At 69.2% G+C, this 15,154-nt stretch carries 15 protein-coding genes; 10 read left to right on the top strand and 5 right to left on the bottom strand.

What is annotated here, in order from left to right; translation table 11 throughout:
- The first annotated feature begins 474 nt into the window (after positions 1–474).
- From ACHZD8_RS01990 to ACHZD8_RS01970, 5 genes are all read left to right on the top strand, one after another.
- Positions 475–1,071 carry a TetR family transcriptional regulator gene (locus tag ACHZD8_RS01990; protein ID WP_394768439.1) on the top strand — a complete coding sequence of 199 codons (597 nt, stop codon included), beginning with the start codon at positions 475–477 and terminating at the stop codon, positions 1,069–1,071.
- Between the two features lie 90 nt (positions 1,072–1,161).
- Complete coding sequence (locus ACHZD8_RS01985) at positions 1,162–2,022, top strand: alpha/beta hydrolase (protein ID WP_394768438.1); 861 nt, start codon at positions 1,162–1,164, stop codon at positions 2,020–2,022.
- Complete coding sequence (locus ACHZD8_RS01980; protein ID WP_394768437.1) at positions 2,019–2,627, top strand: maleylpyruvate isomerase N-terminal domain-containing protein; 609 nt, start codon at positions 2,019–2,021, stop codon at positions 2,625–2,627. The genes ACHZD8_RS01985 and ACHZD8_RS01980 overlap by 4 nt, the downstream gene beginning before the upstream one ends.
- Positions 2,628–2,745: 118 nt before the next feature.
- Positions 2,746–3,225: a nitroreductase/quinone reductase family protein gene (locus ACHZD8_RS01975; protein WP_394768436.1), complete on the top strand. Its 480-nt coding sequence runs from the start codon at positions 2,746–2,748 to the stop codon at positions 3,223–3,225.
- A gap of 47 nt (positions 3,226–3,272) precedes the next feature.
- Positions 3,273–5,645: a glycoside hydrolase family 3 C-terminal domain-containing protein gene (locus ACHZD8_RS01970; RefSeq protein WP_394768435.1), complete on the top strand. Its 2,373-nt coding sequence runs from the start codon at positions 3,273–3,275 to the stop codon at positions 5,643–5,645.
- 9 nt (positions 5,646–5,654) lie between these two features.
- Here the strand turns inward: ACHZD8_RS01970 and ACHZD8_RS01965 are convergent, their stop codons facing one another.
- The gene (locus ACHZD8_RS01965) at positions 5,655–6,368 is read right to left on the bottom strand and encodes a flavodoxin family protein (RefSeq protein ID WP_394768434.1); all 714 of its coding nucleotides are present in this window, start codon (positions 6,366–6,368) and stop codon (positions 5,655–5,657) included.
- A gap of 111 nt (positions 6,369–6,479) precedes the next feature.
- Positions 6,480–7,268, bottom strand: a complete 789-nt coding sequence (locus tag ACHZD8_RS01960) for a putative protein N(5)-glutamine methyltransferase (RefSeq protein ID WP_394768432.1) — start codon at positions 7,266–7,268, stop codon at positions 6,480–6,482.
- A gap of 74 nt (positions 7,269–7,342) precedes the next feature.
- Between ACHZD8_RS01960 and ACHZD8_RS01955 the strand changes: the two genes are divergently transcribed.
- Positions 7,343–8,188 (top strand): alpha/beta fold hydrolase, encoded by an 846-nt coding sequence (locus tag ACHZD8_RS01955; protein ID WP_394768431.1) that lies wholly within the window; start codon positions 7,343–7,345, stop codon positions 8,186–8,188.
- Between the two features lie 30 nt (positions 8,189–8,218).
- Here ACHZD8_RS01955 and ACHZD8_RS01950 read toward each other — a convergent pair whose 3' ends face one another.
- Positions 8,219–8,629 carry a hypothetical protein gene (locus ACHZD8_RS01950; RefSeq protein ID WP_394768430.1) on the bottom strand — a complete coding sequence of 137 codons (411 nt, stop codon included), beginning with the start codon at positions 8,627–8,629 and terminating at the stop codon, positions 8,219–8,221.
- 114 nt (positions 8,630–8,743) lie between these two features.
- Between ACHZD8_RS01950 and ACHZD8_RS01945 the strand changes: the two genes are divergently transcribed.
- The gene (locus tag ACHZD8_RS01945; protein WP_394768429.1) at positions 8,744–9,439 is read left to right on the top strand and encodes an SOS response-associated peptidase; all 696 of its coding nucleotides are present in this window, start codon (positions 8,744–8,746) and stop codon (positions 9,437–9,439) included.
- A gap of 82 nt (positions 9,440–9,521) precedes the next feature.
- Positions 9,522–9,899: a thioredoxin gene (gene trxA, locus ACHZD8_RS01940; protein ID WP_394768428.1), complete on the top strand. Its 378-nt coding sequence runs from the start codon at positions 9,522–9,524 to the stop codon at positions 9,897–9,899.
- A 36-nt stretch (positions 9,900–9,935) separates the two neighbouring features.
- Here the strand turns inward: trxA and ACHZD8_RS01935 are convergent, their stop codons facing one another.
- Positions 9,936–10,385, bottom strand: coding sequence for a MarR family winged helix-turn-helix transcriptional regulator (locus ACHZD8_RS01935; protein WP_394768427.1), 450 nt, complete (start codon positions 10,383–10,385; stop codon positions 9,936–9,938).
- Positions 10,386–10,462: 77 nt separating this feature from the next.
- On the opposite strand from ACHZD8_RS01935, the gene ACHZD8_RS01930 reads away from it, so the two are divergent.
- Positions 10,463–11,254, top strand: coding sequence for a tryptophan-rich sensory protein (locus ACHZD8_RS01930; RefSeq protein WP_394768425.1), 792 nt, complete (start codon positions 10,463–10,465; stop codon positions 11,252–11,254).
- Positions 11,251–12,855, top strand: a complete 1,605-nt coding sequence (locus ACHZD8_RS01925) for a DHA2 family efflux MFS transporter permease subunit (RefSeq protein ID WP_394768424.1) — start codon at positions 11,251–11,253, stop codon at positions 12,853–12,855. Before ACHZD8_RS01930 ends, ACHZD8_RS01925 begins: the two co-directional genes overlap by 4 nt.
- Positions 12,856–12,859: 4 nt before the next feature.
- Here the strand turns inward: ACHZD8_RS01925 and ACHZD8_RS01920 are convergent, their stop codons facing one another.
- Positions 12,860–14,941 carry an acyl-CoA dehydrogenase gene (locus ACHZD8_RS01920; protein WP_394768423.1) on the bottom strand — a complete coding sequence of 694 codons (2,082 nt, stop codon included), beginning with the start codon at positions 14,939–14,941 and terminating at the stop codon, positions 12,860–12,862.
- Between the last annotated feature and the right edge of the window lie 213 nt (positions 14,942–15,154).

The raw sequence follows: 15,154 nt of genomic DNA, 5'->3' as shown, positions 1-15,154 counted from the left end.
GACCATCCCACCAACCTGGGGACGTCGGTACGCGAAGGAGGCGAAGGATGTGCCGTACTGCTCCGACCACCGGACGGTCGACCTCGCGGGCGAACTAATAAGCACCTTCATCAACATAGTCTTGCACAACGAGGTCTCCGGCAAGAGCTGGACCCCGGGTTCGCTCGTCTGGAGCTGACCGCTGGCGCTCTGCCCGATCCTGGGCCATTTCTGGGCCATTTCCGGGCCATTTCCGGCCCGGAAACCAACTGCGACCAACTGCGACCAATCAGAGAAATACCTGATCAGAAGGATGTCGGCCATATATATACTGTGTGAAATCCCCCTCTGGATCACTGAAAATCGAAAGGTCACCGGATCGACGCCGGTCGGAGCCACTGTCCCATTTCCCGGCTTCTACGGGGGGTGGGACTTTTTTTATGCCGTCGTGGGCCGAGGAGTCGCTCGTTCCGGCGCGCGGGTACGGTGGTCGAGATGAACATCAAGACCGAGCGCGGCAGGCAAACCCGCGAGACACTCATTGCTGCCGCCCGCGCTCTCTTTGCCGAGCGAGGCTATGACGCGACCTCGATCGAGGCGGTGCTCGAGCAGACGGACGTGAGTCGCGGTGCGCTGTACCACCACTTCGGTGGCAAGGAGGAGCTGTTCGCCGCCGTTCTCGACGGCATCTACGACACCATCGACGAGCGGGTTGCCGTCGCCGCGGCGAATCAACCCAACGCGAGCGCGGCGCTCCAGGCCGGCTGCCTGGAGTGGATCCGGATGGCCAGCGATCGCGCCGTGGGCCGCGTGCTCCTCATCGACGCGCCGGCGGTGCTGGGCTGGACGCGCTGGCGCGCCATGGACGAGGCGCGCACGCTGCTCTCCATCCGCACCGCCCTGGAGTCTGCGGCCCGCCACGGCAGCCTGGCCGAGGACCACGTCGACTTCTTCGCGCACGCCCTCCTCGCGAGCATGAACGAGATCGCCCTCATGATCGCCCAGAGCGCCGAACCCGCGGTCACCTCCGCACGTGCGGAAGGCGCGGTCGCCGAGCTGTTCCGCCGGATCCTGCTGCTTCCGTCGAGCTGATTCGGGCCTCGGGCACACAAACCGACTGTCGGTATGTATAGTGGGATCCGGGTCGCCTGAGCGATCCTCCGCTCCGACGATCGGTGACTCATGTCAGCAACAACATCGGCAGTCCGTGTCGGCCTGGACGGGCTGAGCAGGGTGTCCCCGTCGCTGGGCGGTCGAGCGTCCCTGTTCTTCTTTCGCCGCGCCTTCGGACGCGCGCGCGTTCGCGAGTCGGAGGCCGCCGTTCACCGGACCGCCGTCGTGGAGCACTTTCGCGAGGCCGGTCTCGACGTCGTGACCTACCGCTGGGGCAGCGGCGAGCGCCCGGTGCTGCTGCTGCACGGCTGGAAGTCGCGGTCGTCCCGCTTCGCGCTCACCGTCGCGGCGCTGGTGGAGCGCGGATACAGCCCGCTGAGCTTCGATGCCCCTGGCCACGGCGACTCCGCCGGCAGCGGCAGCACCGTGCTCGACTACCAGCGGGTCTCCCAACACCTCCAACGGCGGTATGGACCATTCGAGTCGGTGATCGCCCACTCGTTCGGAGTGCTGGCGGCGTTCTATGCGATCGGTCAGGGCCTGCGCACCAAGAGCCTCGTCGCGCTCGGCGGGGTGAGCAGCTTCCCGTTCCTCGTCGAGGAGTTCGCCCGGCTCACGGGAATCGGCCCGCGAGCGGGAATGGCGCTGCGCGCCTCCATCTCCCGCCATCTCTTCCCCCACCTCGACCCCTGGTCGAGCTTCGACGCGACTCGCACGACGGGATCCGTCGACGTGCCGATCCTGGTCATTCACGACGAGGACGATCCGACCGTGCCGGTGGTGCATTCGGAGCTTCTCGAGGCGGCCTTCGGCCCCCAGCTTCGGGCGATTCGCACCCGCGGTTTGGGCCACCACCTCATGTCGAAGGAGCAGCTCGTTCCCGAGATCCTCGCGTTCGTGCGACTCCACGACCACGAGGAGGCGCGATGAGCCACGCGCTGGTCGTCCCCGACATCCGCTCCGCTCACGCGAGGGCGTTGGCCCTGGCCGACTCCGTCGTGGCGGAGGCCATCGGTCTCGACACTCCCCGGCTCCGCACCCCCTGCACGGAGTGGGACCTCGAGCACCTGCTGCGGCACATGATTCACGACAATCTCGACTTCGCTCGTGCGGCGCTCGGGCGAGCACCGGAGGAATCGGCTCGGCTCGCCCCTGGCGAAATCCTCGCCGAGTGGCGAAGATCCGCGCGGGAGCTCGCCCGGGCGGTCGCCGGCGCGCCGAGCTCCGCCGTGATCCTCATGCCCGAGGTGCGGGACGAGCCTCTGCCCGCGGACGTCGCCATCTCGTTCCAGTTGCTCGACACCCTGGTGCACGGATGGGACGTGGCCGTCTCGGCGGCACTCCCGTTCGCCTGCGACGCCGAGCTCGCGGGGATCATTCTCGGCATCGCCGAGCGGATTCCCGCCACCGCCGCCGAGAGGGCCCAGACCGGACTCTTCGCGCCGCCTCTGGCCGGGTCAGGCTCAGATTCGGACTTCGATCGCGCGCTCCGGCTGCTGGGCCGCGACCCCGCGTGGGCGCCCGCGATCGCCTGACGGGAGTCCCCCGCGGGGACCTTCGGCCCTCCGATTCATGCTCGCGCTCACTACGCTGGGCCGGCGGCAGGGCACCGGCGAGCGCCGATGAGTTGGGCTGCCGGGCAACGAGGACGCAATGGCCAGCGGTGACACCCTTCGACGGATGTACGCGGGCGGGCGGCCGAATCGGCGCGCTCGGGTGATGAATCGAATCGGGGCGGCGATCAACGCTCTCGGACTCTTCCCGCATTGGTCGGTGACCCTGGAGACCCTCGGCCCGAAGACGGGCAAGCCGCTGATTCTCCCCCTCGTCATCGCGAAGTACGACCATCGGGAATTCCTCGTCTCGATGCTCGGCCAGGGGTCACGTTGGGTGCGTAACGTGCGGAGCTCCGGCGGGCACGCCGTTCTCCGGGCGGGCCGACGCCGGCGGGTGCTGCTCCGAGAGGTGCCCTCGGAGGATCGAGCCCCCATCCTCAAGGCGTATCTCGCCCGAGCCCCTGGTGCTCGGCCGCACATCCCGGTCGATCGCCACGAGCCCGTCTCGCGCTTCGTGGACATCGCGGCCGACTACCCGGTCTTCGAGATCCTGGACGATCCGGTGTCCGCCGCTTGATGTTCGCGCCCGGACGCAGGACGATGGGCCACGGAGCGGAGCACCAGATGAGCACGACGGCGGCCGACCACGCGGCACTGACGCTGGAGCAGCAGGCCTCCCTGCTGTCCGGAGCGGACTTCTGGCGCACGCGGACTCTGCCGGGCATCCGCGCCATCCGCCTGGCGGATGGACCCCACGGGTTGCGGGTGCAGGCCGACGATGCCGACCACCTGGGCCTCAACGGCAGCGTGCCCTCCACCTGCTTCCCGCCCGCCGTGACCCTGGCGAGCAGCTGGGACGTGGACCTCGTGCGGGAGGTGGGTGAGGCGGTGGGACGGGAGGCCAGGGCGCTGGGCGTAGGAGTCGTGCTCGGCCCAGGCCTGAACATCAAGCGGCACCCGCTCTGTGGCCGCAACTTCGAGTACTACTCCGAGGATCCGCTGCTCTCCGGCCGCCTCGCCGCGGCGGCCGTGATCGGAATCCAGGGCACCGGTGTGGGGGCGTGCCTCAAGCACCTGGCCGTGAACAACCAGGAGCATCGTCGCTTCGTGATCGACGCCATCGTGGACGAACGCACTCGGCGCGAGCTGTACCTTCGCGGTTTCGAGATCGCGGTGCGGGAGTCCCGCCCGCGAATGGTGATGGCCGCGTACAACCGGGTGAACGGCGTGCACTGCACAGATGACCGAGAGCTCCTGACCGGAGTGCTGCGCGACGAGTGGGGCTTCGACGGCGTGGTGGTGAGCGACTGGGGCGCGGAGGCCGATCGGGTGGCCGGCATCGGTGCCGGCATGGACCTGGAGATGCCGGGCGGCCTCGACCGGCGGGCCGAGCTGCTGGCGGCGGTAACCGGAGGCGCTCTCAGCACGGAGGCGATCGGCGCCAGCGTGGCGCGGATCGGCGCCCTCGCGAACACGCTTCCCGGTCAGGACGGCACTCTCGCCGACCTCGTGGGCGACCACGACGCCCTGTCCAGGCGAGCCGCGGCGGCGAGCGCCGTGGTGCTCACCAACGACGGAGTGCTCCCGCTCGACCGCCGCCGCAGCATCGCGGTGATCGGAGCCTTCGCCGCGCAGCCCCGGTACCAGGGTGGCGGCAGCTCGCTGGTCAATCCGTCTCGCGTCACCACCATGCTCGACGCCTTCGCCGAGGCGGGCATCGACGTGGGCTACGCGCCCGGGTACGACCCCGACCGCTCGGAGCCGGATGCCGCGCTGATCGAGAACGCGGCCGTCGTCGCCGCCGCCGCGGACGTGGCGATCGTGATGGTGGGGCTTCCCGGCATCCAGGAGAGCGAGGGCTTCGATCGCACCACCCTGTCGCTTCCCTACCAGCACGACGACCTCGTCGCGGCGGTCGCGGCGGCGAACCCGCGCACGGTCGTGGTGCTGAGCAACGGAGCACCCGTCCTCATGCCGTGGCGGGCGAGCGTGTCGGCCATTCTGGAGTGCTACCTGGGCGGTCAGGCGAGCGGCGGCGCGGCGGTTGACGCCCTGCTCGGCGTGGTCGAACCGGCTGGCCGCCTCGCCGAGACGTTCCCGGCGGCGCGGGAGGATGTCGCGGCCGACCCGTTCTTCCCGGGAGGCACGCACCAGGTCGAATACCGGGAGGGCATCTTCGTCGGCTATCGGCACGCGACGACCGCCGGGGTGACTCCGCTCTTCCCGTTCGGCCACGGCCTCGGCTACGGCGCCACGTCCTGGTCCGGCGCGGCGGTGGACCGCGCAGACGCCTCCCCGGGTCAGGGCGTCCGCGTCTCCGTGACCGTCGAGAATGTGGGCGACCGAAGCACGAGCGAGGTGGTGCAGGTGTACTCGCGCGACCTGACGGGGACCGTACTGCGACCGCGTCGCGAACTGGCGGGCTTCGCGAGGGTGCGCCTGGAGCCCGGCGGGCGTCGCCTGGTCGACATCGAGATCGACCCGCGATCCTTCGCCTTCTGGGACGTGCGCGTTGGGGACTGGCGCACGCCCGGCGGCACCTTCGAACTCGAGGTCGCGCGATCGAGCGAGACGGTGGTCGCCACGGTCACCGTCGTCGTGCACGGGGACTGTTCGGATTCCGCGGAGCCGCCGACCACGCGGCCCATCGCCGCCAGCGACGAGGACTTCGAGCGTCGGCTCGGCCGCGCCATCCCGCAGCCCGCGCCCACGAGACCGTTCACCAGGGAGACCACCGTCGGGGACCTCTCGGTCACCGTCGTCGGACGGATGCTGCGGGCCGTCATCCGTCGAACCGCCACCTTTCCCGAGGAGTCCCGGCAGGACCCGGCGACCATGGAGATGATCAAGCGCACGACCGACGAGCTTCCGCTGCGCGCGCTGGTGCAGTTCTCGAACGGGAGCGCGTCCTGGTCGGCCATCGATTCCCTGATCGCCCTCGCGAACGGGCGGCCGTTCACCGCCGTCAGGGCGCTGTTCAGGCGACCGGGGTTCTAGCGCAGGGGATCACCGGTACTCGGGATTGAACCCGAATCTCTCCCCCGAGTTCCATTCCTTGCGCAGGTTGCCGTACGCGGGAATGCCGCCGGCGTCCTTCAGAATCCGGGCGAGATGCAGCAGGTTCCAGGTCATGAACGTGGTGTTGCGGTTGGTGAAGTCGTTCTCCGGGCCACCGGAGCCGGGGTCGAGGTAGCTGGGCCCCGGTCCCACCTCACCGATCCAGCCGGCATCGGCCGCGGGCGGGATGACGAAGCCGATGTGCTGGAGGCTGTACAGCGTCGACATCGCGGCGTGCTTCACCCCGTCCTCGTTGCCCGTGATGAGAGCACCGGCGGTCTTGCCGTAGTAGACGTACTGGCCCTTCTCGTTGAAGAGACCGCTCATCGCGTAGAGCCGCTCGATCAGCCGGCGGGTGACGGAGGCGTTGTCGCCCAGCCAGAGCGGCCCGCCCACCACCAGGATGTCCGCCGCGTCGATCTGGGGCCAGATCTCCTCCGGCCAGGCGTCCGCGGCCCAGCCGTGGTCGCGCATGTCCGGGAAGACCCCGGTCGCGACATCGTGATCGATGAGACGCACCGAGTCGACGGTGACGCCCTGGTCGCGCATCAGGGCGATGCTCCGATCCATCAGGCCCTGAGTGTGGCTGAGCTCGGGCGACCGCTTGAGCGTGCAGTTGATGTACACGGCTCGAAGGTCGCTGTGGTCGGTGGGGTTGTCCATTGCGGCTCCTCGTTGACGAAGTGGCTGCGTGCCAGTCCACCCCTCGATGCTGGCACTCGCGGGCGGCCCGCGGACGGTTCGATCCTTACGAACCGGTGACGGCTGACCCCGCTACCGCGACGGCCGGGTGCCGATGACTACTGTCGCGTCGAACTCCTCCGAGCCGGCGATCCTCGGGACCAGCCCGGCTCGCGAGAAGATTTCGGCGGTGAGCGGCGCCTGCCTCTCGCTCGCCTCCACGAGGAGGCTGCCTCCCGGTGCGAGCCAGCGCGGCGCCTCGGCGGCCACCCTCCGCTGCACGGCCAGGCCATCCGCTCCACCGTCGAGCGTCACCCGCGGCTCGTGCAGCCGGGCCTCCGGCGGCATCGTGCCGATCTTGTCGGTCGGCACGTACGGCGTGTTGCAGAGCAGGATGTCGATGCGACCTGCGAGAGACCGTGGCAGCGGGTCGAAGAGATCACCCTCGAAGACCCGGCCCGGGTCGAGGTTGCGGCGCGCGCACGCCACGGCGGCCGGTTCGATGTCTGACGCATACAGGTCGAGTCCGTCGACGGCAGCCATCAGGGCGGCGCCGAGCGCACCGCTACCGCAGCACAGGTCGAGGGCGACGGCCCCGGGGCGGGCGAGCGCGGCCGCCTCCCGCACGAGGAACTCGGTGCGGTGACGAGGGACGAAGACCCCGGGACCGACGGCGATCCGCAGCCCGCAGAACTCCGCCCAGCCGAGGATGTGCTCGAGCGGGAACCCGGCGACCCGGCGCGCAACCATGGCCTCGAGCTCGGCGGGGGACGCCCCGGCCGCCAGCAGCAGCCGCGCCTCGTCCTCCGCGAAGACGCAGCCCGCGGCACGGAGGGTGGCGACGATGGCGGGCTCGGAGAGATCGGGCGGGGTGGGGGACACGGGAACACCTTTCGCCCAGCCCGCGAGCTCTCGCGGGAGATCCGCGGCGCGTGCGTCCCTCCTAGACTATGCGCGTGATCTCGACAACGGATGTCCGGCTCGACGACGATCGCACCCTGCGGGTGCACGACAGTGCCGCCGGCACCCACGGCGCGTTCACGGTGCTGTGGCACCACGGCTCCCCGCAGACCGGGGCGCCCCTGACGCCGCTCGTGTCCGCGGCCGAGGAGCGCGGCATCCGCCTCCTCTCCTACGGCCGCCCCGGCTACGGTGGGTCGTCGCCGAATGATGGCCGCACCGTGGGTTCCGCTGCCCGGGACGTTGAGCAGCTGGCCGATGCCCTCGGCGTCGGGAGATTCGCCGTGCTCGGGGCGTCCGGAGGAGGTCCCCACGCGCTCGCCTGCGCGGCACTGCTGCCCGACCGGGTCACGGGCGCCGCCAGCCTGGCCGGACTCGCCCCCTTCGATGCGGCCGGCATCGACTGGTTCGCGGGGATGGCCTCCGGCGGTGCCTCCCTCCGGGCCGCCCGGCTCGGTCGGCGTCAACGCGAGGTCTATGAGGAGACATCCGAGTTCGACCCCGAGAGCTTCAACGAGCGAGATTACGCCGCCCTCGCGGTCGACTGGGCGTCGCTGGCCGAGGATGTCGGAGTCGCCTCGGCGCAGGGCTCGGGCGGCCTGATCGACGACGACCTCGCCTTCGTCGCGCCCTGGGGGTTCGGCGTGACGGACATCTCCACGCCGGTGCTGGTCGTGCAGGGTGGGCAGGATCGGGTGGTGCCACCCTCCCACGGCGACTGGCTGATGCGCAGCGTGAGGCGATCCGAGCTCTGGTACCGGCCCCTCGACGGCCACATCTCGGTTCTCGGCGCATCCGCGCTGGCGATGGATTGGCTGCTCGCCCATGCCGCAGACCGGTGAGCCCTGCTCGATCGCGCTCCGGGCCGCGCCCTAGCCCAGGTCTGTCTCGCCGATGCTGACGATGTCCGGCTCGCTCACGGTTCCCTTCACCACGCACGAGGCGATGGCCCCGTAGACCGGGTTCTGCGCCGTTCCGCCCGGGGGCTGGAAGTTCACCTGCACGGTGAAGCTGCCGTCGGCCTCGGCCTTCACGTTCGAGGCGTCGTACGGGGCGAAGACGGTGCCCGGATTCTGCAGGCCGTAGTTCGCGCGCTCGGCGGCCGCGCAGGCGAGCCAGGCATCCAGGGCGGTCAACGCGTCACTGGGGGAACGGGGAGCGGGTGACGCCGTCACCGTGGCGGTGACAGTCGGGGCCGGCGACGGCCCGGCGGCCGTCGTGGCGCATCCGGAGAGAGTGGCGAGCGCCGCGGCCGACATCAGAATCCCAACCAGAGCCTTCACCGTGACCTCCTCGCCGTGGATGCGGCCAGCCTAGGGCCGATCAGCGCCCGATCGGCGGAATCCGCGCCCCGCGGGTTGCTGGTGGTTGTCGGTCGCTGAGGCAACAATGGGGCCATGTGCGGACGCTTTTCGATGGACAAGTCCACGGACGACCTGATCGAGGAATTCGTGGCGGTCGGCGGCGACTTTCGGGACTGGCGACCGGGGTGGAACATCCGACCGACCGATCCGATCCTCGCCGTGATCGAGTCGGGCAAGGGCGGCGAGCCGGTGCGCCGGCTCGAGCTCGCGCGCTGGTCGCTCACGCCGTCCTGGTCCAAGACGCTCAAGATGAAGGTGCCCACGTTCAACGCGAGGAGCGAGAGCGCGGCCGAGAAGTCGTCGTTCGCGGCGGCGGTCAAGTCCAAGCGGGCCCTGATTCCGGCGTCCGGGTACTACGAGTGGCAGACCGATCCGGTGACCAACAAGAAGACCCCGTTCTACATCCACCCGGGCGAGGGCGAGGTGATGGCCTTCGCCGGACTGTATTCCTGGTGGAAGGACCACACGCTCGCCGATGACGACCCCAACCTCTGGACCCTCACCGTGACGATGCTCACGGCCGACTCGGTGCACACCCTCGACTACATCCACGACCGCAACCCGGTACCGCTGCCGCGCGAGCTGTGGGCCGACTGGCTGGATCCCCGCATCGAGGGCGACCAGTCGCTCGTCGACGCGGCGGTGGCCGCCGCGATCCCGGTCGCGGAGGCCCTCGAAATCACCGAGGTCGTGGCCGTGACGGATGACGCGCCCCGGCCGGTCGCCTGACCGGTAAGCGCCCGGGGATTATTTTCGACAGTTTTTTTGCTTTATACAGTGACAGCAAAGATTTTCGATCGGAAGGGGCCCCATGGCTACCGTTGAACTGACCTACGACGCATTCGAGAAGACCGTCGCGAGCGAGGGCATCACCCTCGTCGATTTCTGGGCCGACTGGTGCGGCCCGTGCAAGATGTTCGGACCGATCTACGACGCGGCGAGCGAGCAGCACTCCGACGTCACCTTCGGCAAGGTCGACACCGAGGCCGAGCAGCAGCTGGCCGGAGCGGCCGGCATCACCTCGATCCCCACGCTGATGGCGTTCCGCGACGGGATCCTCGTGTTTTCGCAGCCCGGCGCCCTTCCCGCCCCGGCCCTCGAGCAGGTCATCACGGCCGTCAAGGGTCTCGACATGGACAAGGTGCGCGCGGAGATCGCCTCGCAGGAGGCGGCTGCCACCCCCGAGTAAGCAGTCCAGCGTCGCCAGCGGACGGCCGACCAACCGTCAGCCGTCCGCCCAGCGGTCGGCGGTGGTCGTGCGGATGATCTCGAGCAGGCCGGCGCGCATCTGCGAATTGTCGGCGATGCTGGGGAAGAGATCCGCTTCCAGGTTCCTCGCGGCAGCCCACACCTCCTGGCCCTTGTCGGTGCGGGCGACCACGTGCCGTCTCCCGTCGCCCGGGTGCTTATGCCGCGCAACATACCCCTCACGCTCGAGCCGCTCGAGCGTGCGCGACATGGTCTGCGTCTCGACCCGCGCCCGGTGGGCGAGTTCCGTCTGGCTGAGGGTGCCGGATCCGAGCAGGTGAAGCACGATGAGCCCCGCGTGCGTGAGTCCCAGCTGCTCGAGGGCATCCACCCAGGCGTGTTCGACGAGCCGTGCGGCGGTCGAGAGCAGTCGGCCGGTGGGCCAGGACGCCATGGCGTCGGATTGCTGGTTCTGCGTCTCGACCATGTGACCAATTTACTGCTACCGTGAATTAGTCAGCTAGCTGATGAATGATTGCCAGAAGATTCACCGGGGAGTCCGCAGTGGATGAGGGCCGAGACACCGTCCGACAGGTCGTCGTGCTCGCGAGCGCCGTGATCGCCGTCGTCGGCGCGTTCATCGGCTCCGGGGCCGCGGGAGGAACACCGATTCAGAACGCCGCGGGAGGCGCGCTCGCCGCCGATGCCACCCCGATCGCGCCGGGAGGCCCGGCGTTCGCGATCTGGACGCCGATCTACCTCGGTCTGCTGGCCTACGCGATCTGGCAGTCGCTGCCCGCCCAGAAGTCGGATGTTCGGCAGCGCCGGCTCGGCTACCCGATCGCCGCCTCGCTCATTCTCAACGCCGTCTGGATCCTCAGCATCCAGTTCGGCTTTCTCGCCGCGAGCGTTCCGGTGATCGTGGCGCTGCTCGCGGTGCTCGTCTGGGCGTTCCGCATCACCCGGTCGTCTCCCCCGAAGAATCTGGTCGAGACCATCGTCGCCGACGGAACCGTCGGCCTGTACCTCGGTTGGGTGTGTGTGGCCACGGCCGCGAACATCACGGCACTGCTCGTGGCGGCCGGGTTCACCGGCTTCGGCCTCTCGGCGGACGCGTGGTCCGTGGTGATCATCGCCATCGCGGGGCTCGTCGGCGTGCTTCTCGCCATCAGCGGCGGGGGGCGGCTCGCCCCCACCCTCTCGCTGTGCTGGGGCCTGTCCTGGGTCGCGGTCGCTCGACTCACCGGCGACCTGCTCTCCGCCCCGACCGCGATCGCCGCGATCACCGCCGTCACGGCCGTCGTCCTTCTCACCGTGTTCGCCCGCATCCGCTCCCCGAAGGTGGCACTCGCATGACCTCAGCCCGCAGACGCTGGATCGGCCTCGTCTTCATCAGCATCGCCGTCGCGCTCATCATCGTCGACTCGACGATCGTCAATGTGGCGATCCCGTCGATCATCAAGGACCTCGGAATCACCTCGACCCAGGTGCAGTGGGTGCAGGAGAGTTACACCCTCGTCTTCGCCGCCCTGCTGCTCGTGTTCGGCACCCTTGCCGACCGCTACGGACGACGCCGGATGCTGCTCATCGGCGTCACCATCTTCGGCCTCGCCTCGATTCTCGCCGCGTTCGCCCAGACCGGCGACCTGCTCATCGGTTCGCGGGTGATCCAGGGCATCGGCGGCGCGATGGTGCTGCCCACCACGCTCTCGATCATCAACGCCACCTTCCGCGGTCGCGACCGCGGAATCGCCTTCGCCGTGTGGGGCTCGACGATCGGCGGCATGGTGGCGGTCGGTCCGCTCCTCGGCGGCTGGCTCACCACCTACTTCTCCTGGCGCTGGGCGTTCGGCATCAACGTGCCGCTCGGCATCGTCATCATCATCGGCACCCTGCTCTTCGTGCTCGAGTCCAAGGAGTCCGCCGACCCGCGGAGGGTGGATGTCGTGGGCGCGATCCTCTCGATCGTGACGAGCGCGACCCTCGTGTTCGGTCTGATCGAGGGCCGCACCTACGGCTGGTGGCTCACCAACAAGCCGTTGACGATCGGCGACTGGACCTGGCCGTTCGACCTGTCGATCATCCCCGTCACCTTCGCCGTCACGCTCGTGGCCGGCACCGCCTTCGTGCTCTGGGGCCTCCACCGGCAGAAGGTCGGAAAGACCACCCTCCTCGCGTTCAGCCTGTTCAGGATCGCGTCCTTCCGCAACGGCAACATCGCCGCCCTCATCGTGTCGCTCGGCGAGTTCGGCATCATCCTCTCCCTCCCCCTCTGGCTCCAGAACGTGCTCGGCTACGACGCCCTCCAGACCGGCTTCGTTCTACTCGCCCTCGCCATCGGCTCGTTCGTCGCGAGCGGTTTCGCCGGCGCCTTCGGCAACCGGGTCTCCCCCGTCACGATCGTGCGGGTCGGCCTGGTGGCGGAGATCATCGGCGTCGCCGGCCTCGGGTCGGTCATCTCGATCGATGCCAGTTGGCTGTCGATCGTGCCCTTCCTCTTCGTCTACGGCTTCGGAGTGGGACTCGCCACCGCCCAGCTGACCGGCGTGGTGTTGAAGGACGTGCCTGTCGACCAGAGCGGCCAGGGCTCCGGCACCTCGAGCACCGCGCGCCAGATCGGCTCGGCGCTCGGCATCGCCATCCTCGGAACGATCCTCTTCACGAGCGCCGGCACCGCCCTCGACGCGCGCCTGGCCGACCGCAACCTGGCCGAATCGGCTCGAACCCAGGTGGTGAACGCCGTCGTGGACAGTGCGGGCGCCGCCATCCCCGCCCTGACGAAGCAGAATGCGGATGTCGGCAAGGACGCGAAGATCGCCTTCAGCGACGCCACGCGGTACTCGGCATACTCCGCGGCGGGGTTCCTCGTGCTCGGCCTGCTCGCCTCGCTGCGCCTCAACGGGGTGTCCGTCCGGCGGGAAGAGCAGCTCGCGGCGGAGGCCGCGCCGGTGTCGTAACCGGCTACAGGGCGGGCTTGCGCACCTTGAGTGTCTTCTCGTCGATCGGCTTGGTGCCGCTCGCTCGCAGTTCGTCGTAGTACGCCCGCGCCTCGTCCTGCCGTTGCCGCTCGGCCCCGAGCGCGATCGGAGCGAGGAGGTGCTCCGGCGTGAACTCGAACGCCGCGACAAGGTCGAGGGCGTTGGCACGAAGTCGAGGCAACAGCCGCTCGTCGATGTACGAAGTGATCGCGAGCGCGCGTTGCGACGACAGCCTGCCGTGGATGAGATACCACGCGGCGTTCTTCTCGATCAGGCCGAGCCCGAACAGGTCACGGAGCCAGGTGAGCACCGTTCGTGTGCCCGCGTCTTGCACGGACTCGACGGCCTCGGTGAAGGCCTCCCACTGCAGCAGTTCGGCGTGCGCCCGCGCCGCCTCGATGAGCTCGTTCTGGTTGCGGTTGAAGAGTTCGGCCGCCTCCCGAGTGCCGAGCTTCGACGCCCCCTTCAGCCGACCGGCCACCTCCGCGACCATCGTCTGCACGCGGTCGGTGAGCAGTTGCCGCTGCGAGTCGCTGTCACGCACGTAGCCGACCGAACGCGCGGTCGAACCGAAGTCGGCGACGGTCTGCCCGAGACGACGCAGCCCCGAGCGGTTGATCGCCGCCTGACCGACCTGGTCCGCCACATACTGGGCGAGGGCGCCGGCGTTCGCGCCGGCGAACTTGCGGCTGTAGTCGGTGAGCAGCCGCTTCGCGACCAGCTGGAGCAAGACGTTGTTGTCCCCCTCGAACGTCACGTACACGTCGAGGTCGGCGCGAAGGCTTGTGAGCCGATTCTCGGCGAGGAAGCCCGCTCCCCCGCAGGCCTCGCGGGACTCCTGCAGGATGTCGAGGGCGTTCCAGGTGCTCAGCGGCTTGAGCGCCGCGGCGAGGGTCTCGAGATCCTGGCGGTCGGCGTCCGTGTCATGGGCTCCGGAGAACACACCGTCGAACTTGGCGAGAAGTTTCTCGTGGGCGAAAGACATGGCGTAGGTCGTGGCAAGGCGGGGCAGGAGCCGCCGCTGGTGCCGCTGGTAGTCGAGGATGACCTCCTCCTCGACGGTGCTCGATCCGGTGAACTGCCGACGCTCTGAGCCGTAGGTGATCGCGATCGTCAGGGCGAGCTTGCTGGCGACGACCGCGGCGCCGTCGAGGGACACCCTGCCCTGCACGAGGGTGCCGATCATGGTGAAGAACCGCCGACCCGGGCTGTCGATGGACGAGCTGTATCCGCCGTTCTCCGCGACGTCGCCGTAGCGGTTCAGCAGGTTCGTGCGCGGCACGCGAACTCCGGAGAAGTGCAGACGCCCGTTGTCTATCCCGTTCAGGCCGCCCTTGAGGCCGTCGTCCTCGCCTCCGACCCCGGGCAGGAAGGCACCGCTCGCGTCGCGGATCGGCACGAAGAAGGCGTGCACTCCGTGGTTCACGCCGAGCGTGATCAGCTGGGCGAACACGACCGCGGCGCGGCCATGGAGGGCCGCGTTGCCGAGGTAGTCCTTCCAGGCGGCGCGGAACGGGGTGTGGATCACGAACTCCTGGGCGTCGACGTCGTACGTCGCCGTCGTGCCGATGCTCGCGACATCCGACCCGTGTCCGGTCTCCGTCATGGCGAACACTCCGGGGGTCTCGAGGCTCATGATGCCGGGCAGGAACTCGCTGTGGTGGTACTCGGTGCCGAGATGCATCACCGCCGCCCCGAAGAGCCCCCACTGCACCCCCGACTTGATCTGCAGGGACGGATCGGCGATCACCAGTTCCTCGAATCCGGCGACGTTGCCGCCGTGGTCCTCCGAGCCGCCGACCGAGTTGGGAAAGGCGCGGTGTACGGACCCGTCGTCGACGAGCAGGCCGAGCTGCCCGAGCACCCGTGCGCGGTGGTCGGCCATGGAGAGGCCCTCGATTCGACGGAACTCGGGCCGCGACACGATCTCGCGCGAGTGGCGTCGGGCATCGGCCCAGGTGCCGAGCAGCAACTGGCCGAGGGCGACGACGTCCACGCCCTGGCCGGTGGCGGCGGTCGGCGTCGAGACGTTCTCGGTCGCTGGGCGGTCGGTCAACTGCGTCATTGTGAGTCCATTCGCACGGGAATAGCGGGTCGCTCCAACGCTACGAGCGTCGGCGGCCTTCGACAATGTGACGGTACGTCTTGCACCAAGTCGGGCGTGCGGATGCGCCGGGGCTTTGTGGGAACCAGACGAATCGTCGCGATGGAGGGGCTACGTGACTGCCCCAGGATGTTGGCTACCTGGCTGATGGGTGGGCGGGCTTCGATCGCGGGT

The sequence above is a fragment of the Lacisediminihabitans sp. genome (assembly GCF_043726815.1).
Lineage (GTDB): Bacteria > Actinomycetota > Actinomycetes > Actinomycetales > Microbacteriaceae > Lacisediminihabitans.
The sequence above is the reverse complement of the archived record's forward strand: the minus strand, read 5'-3'. Positions and strand labels throughout refer to the sequence as shown.

Coding starts and splice junctions, on each gene's coding strand:
- ACHZD8_RS01990 (WP_394768439.1), top strand. CDS start 475: ATGAACATCAAGACCGAGCGCGGCAGGCAAACCCGCGAGACACTCATT.
- ACHZD8_RS01985 (WP_394768438.1), top strand. CDS start 1,162: ATGTCAGCAACAACATCGGCAGTCCGTGTCGGCCTGGACGGGCTGAGC.
- ACHZD8_RS01980 (WP_394768437.1), top strand. CDS start 2,019: ATGAGCCACGCGCTGGTCGTCCCCGACATCCGCTCCGCTCACGCGAGG.
- ACHZD8_RS01975 (WP_394768436.1), top strand. CDS start 2,746: ATGGCCAGCGGTGACACCCTTCGACGGATGTACGCGGGCGGGCGGCCG.
- ACHZD8_RS01970 (WP_394768435.1), top strand. CDS start 3,273: ATGAGCACGACGGCGGCCGACCACGCGGCACTGACGCTGGAGCAGCAG.
- ACHZD8_RS01965 (WP_394768434.1), bottom strand. CDS start 6,368: ATGGACAACCCCACCGACCACAGCGACCTTCGAGCCGTGTACATCAAC.
- ACHZD8_RS01945 (WP_394768429.1), top strand. CDS start 8,744: ATGTGCGGACGCTTTTCGATGGACAAGTCCACGGACGACCTGATCGAG.
- trxA (WP_394768428.1), top strand. CDS start 9,522: ATGGCTACCGTTGAACTGACCTACGACGCATTCGAGAAGACCGTCGCG.
- ACHZD8_RS01935 (WP_394768427.1), bottom strand. CDS start 10,385: ATGGTCGAGACGCAGAACCAGCAATCCGACGCCATGGCGTCCTGGCCC.
- ACHZD8_RS01925 (WP_394768424.1), top strand. CDS start 11,251: ATGACCTCAGCCCGCAGACGCTGGATCGGCCTCGTCTTCATCAGCATC.
- ACHZD8_RS01920 (WP_394768423.1), bottom strand. CDS start 14,941: ATGACGCAGTTGACCGACCGCCCAGCGACCGAGAACGTCTCGACGCCG.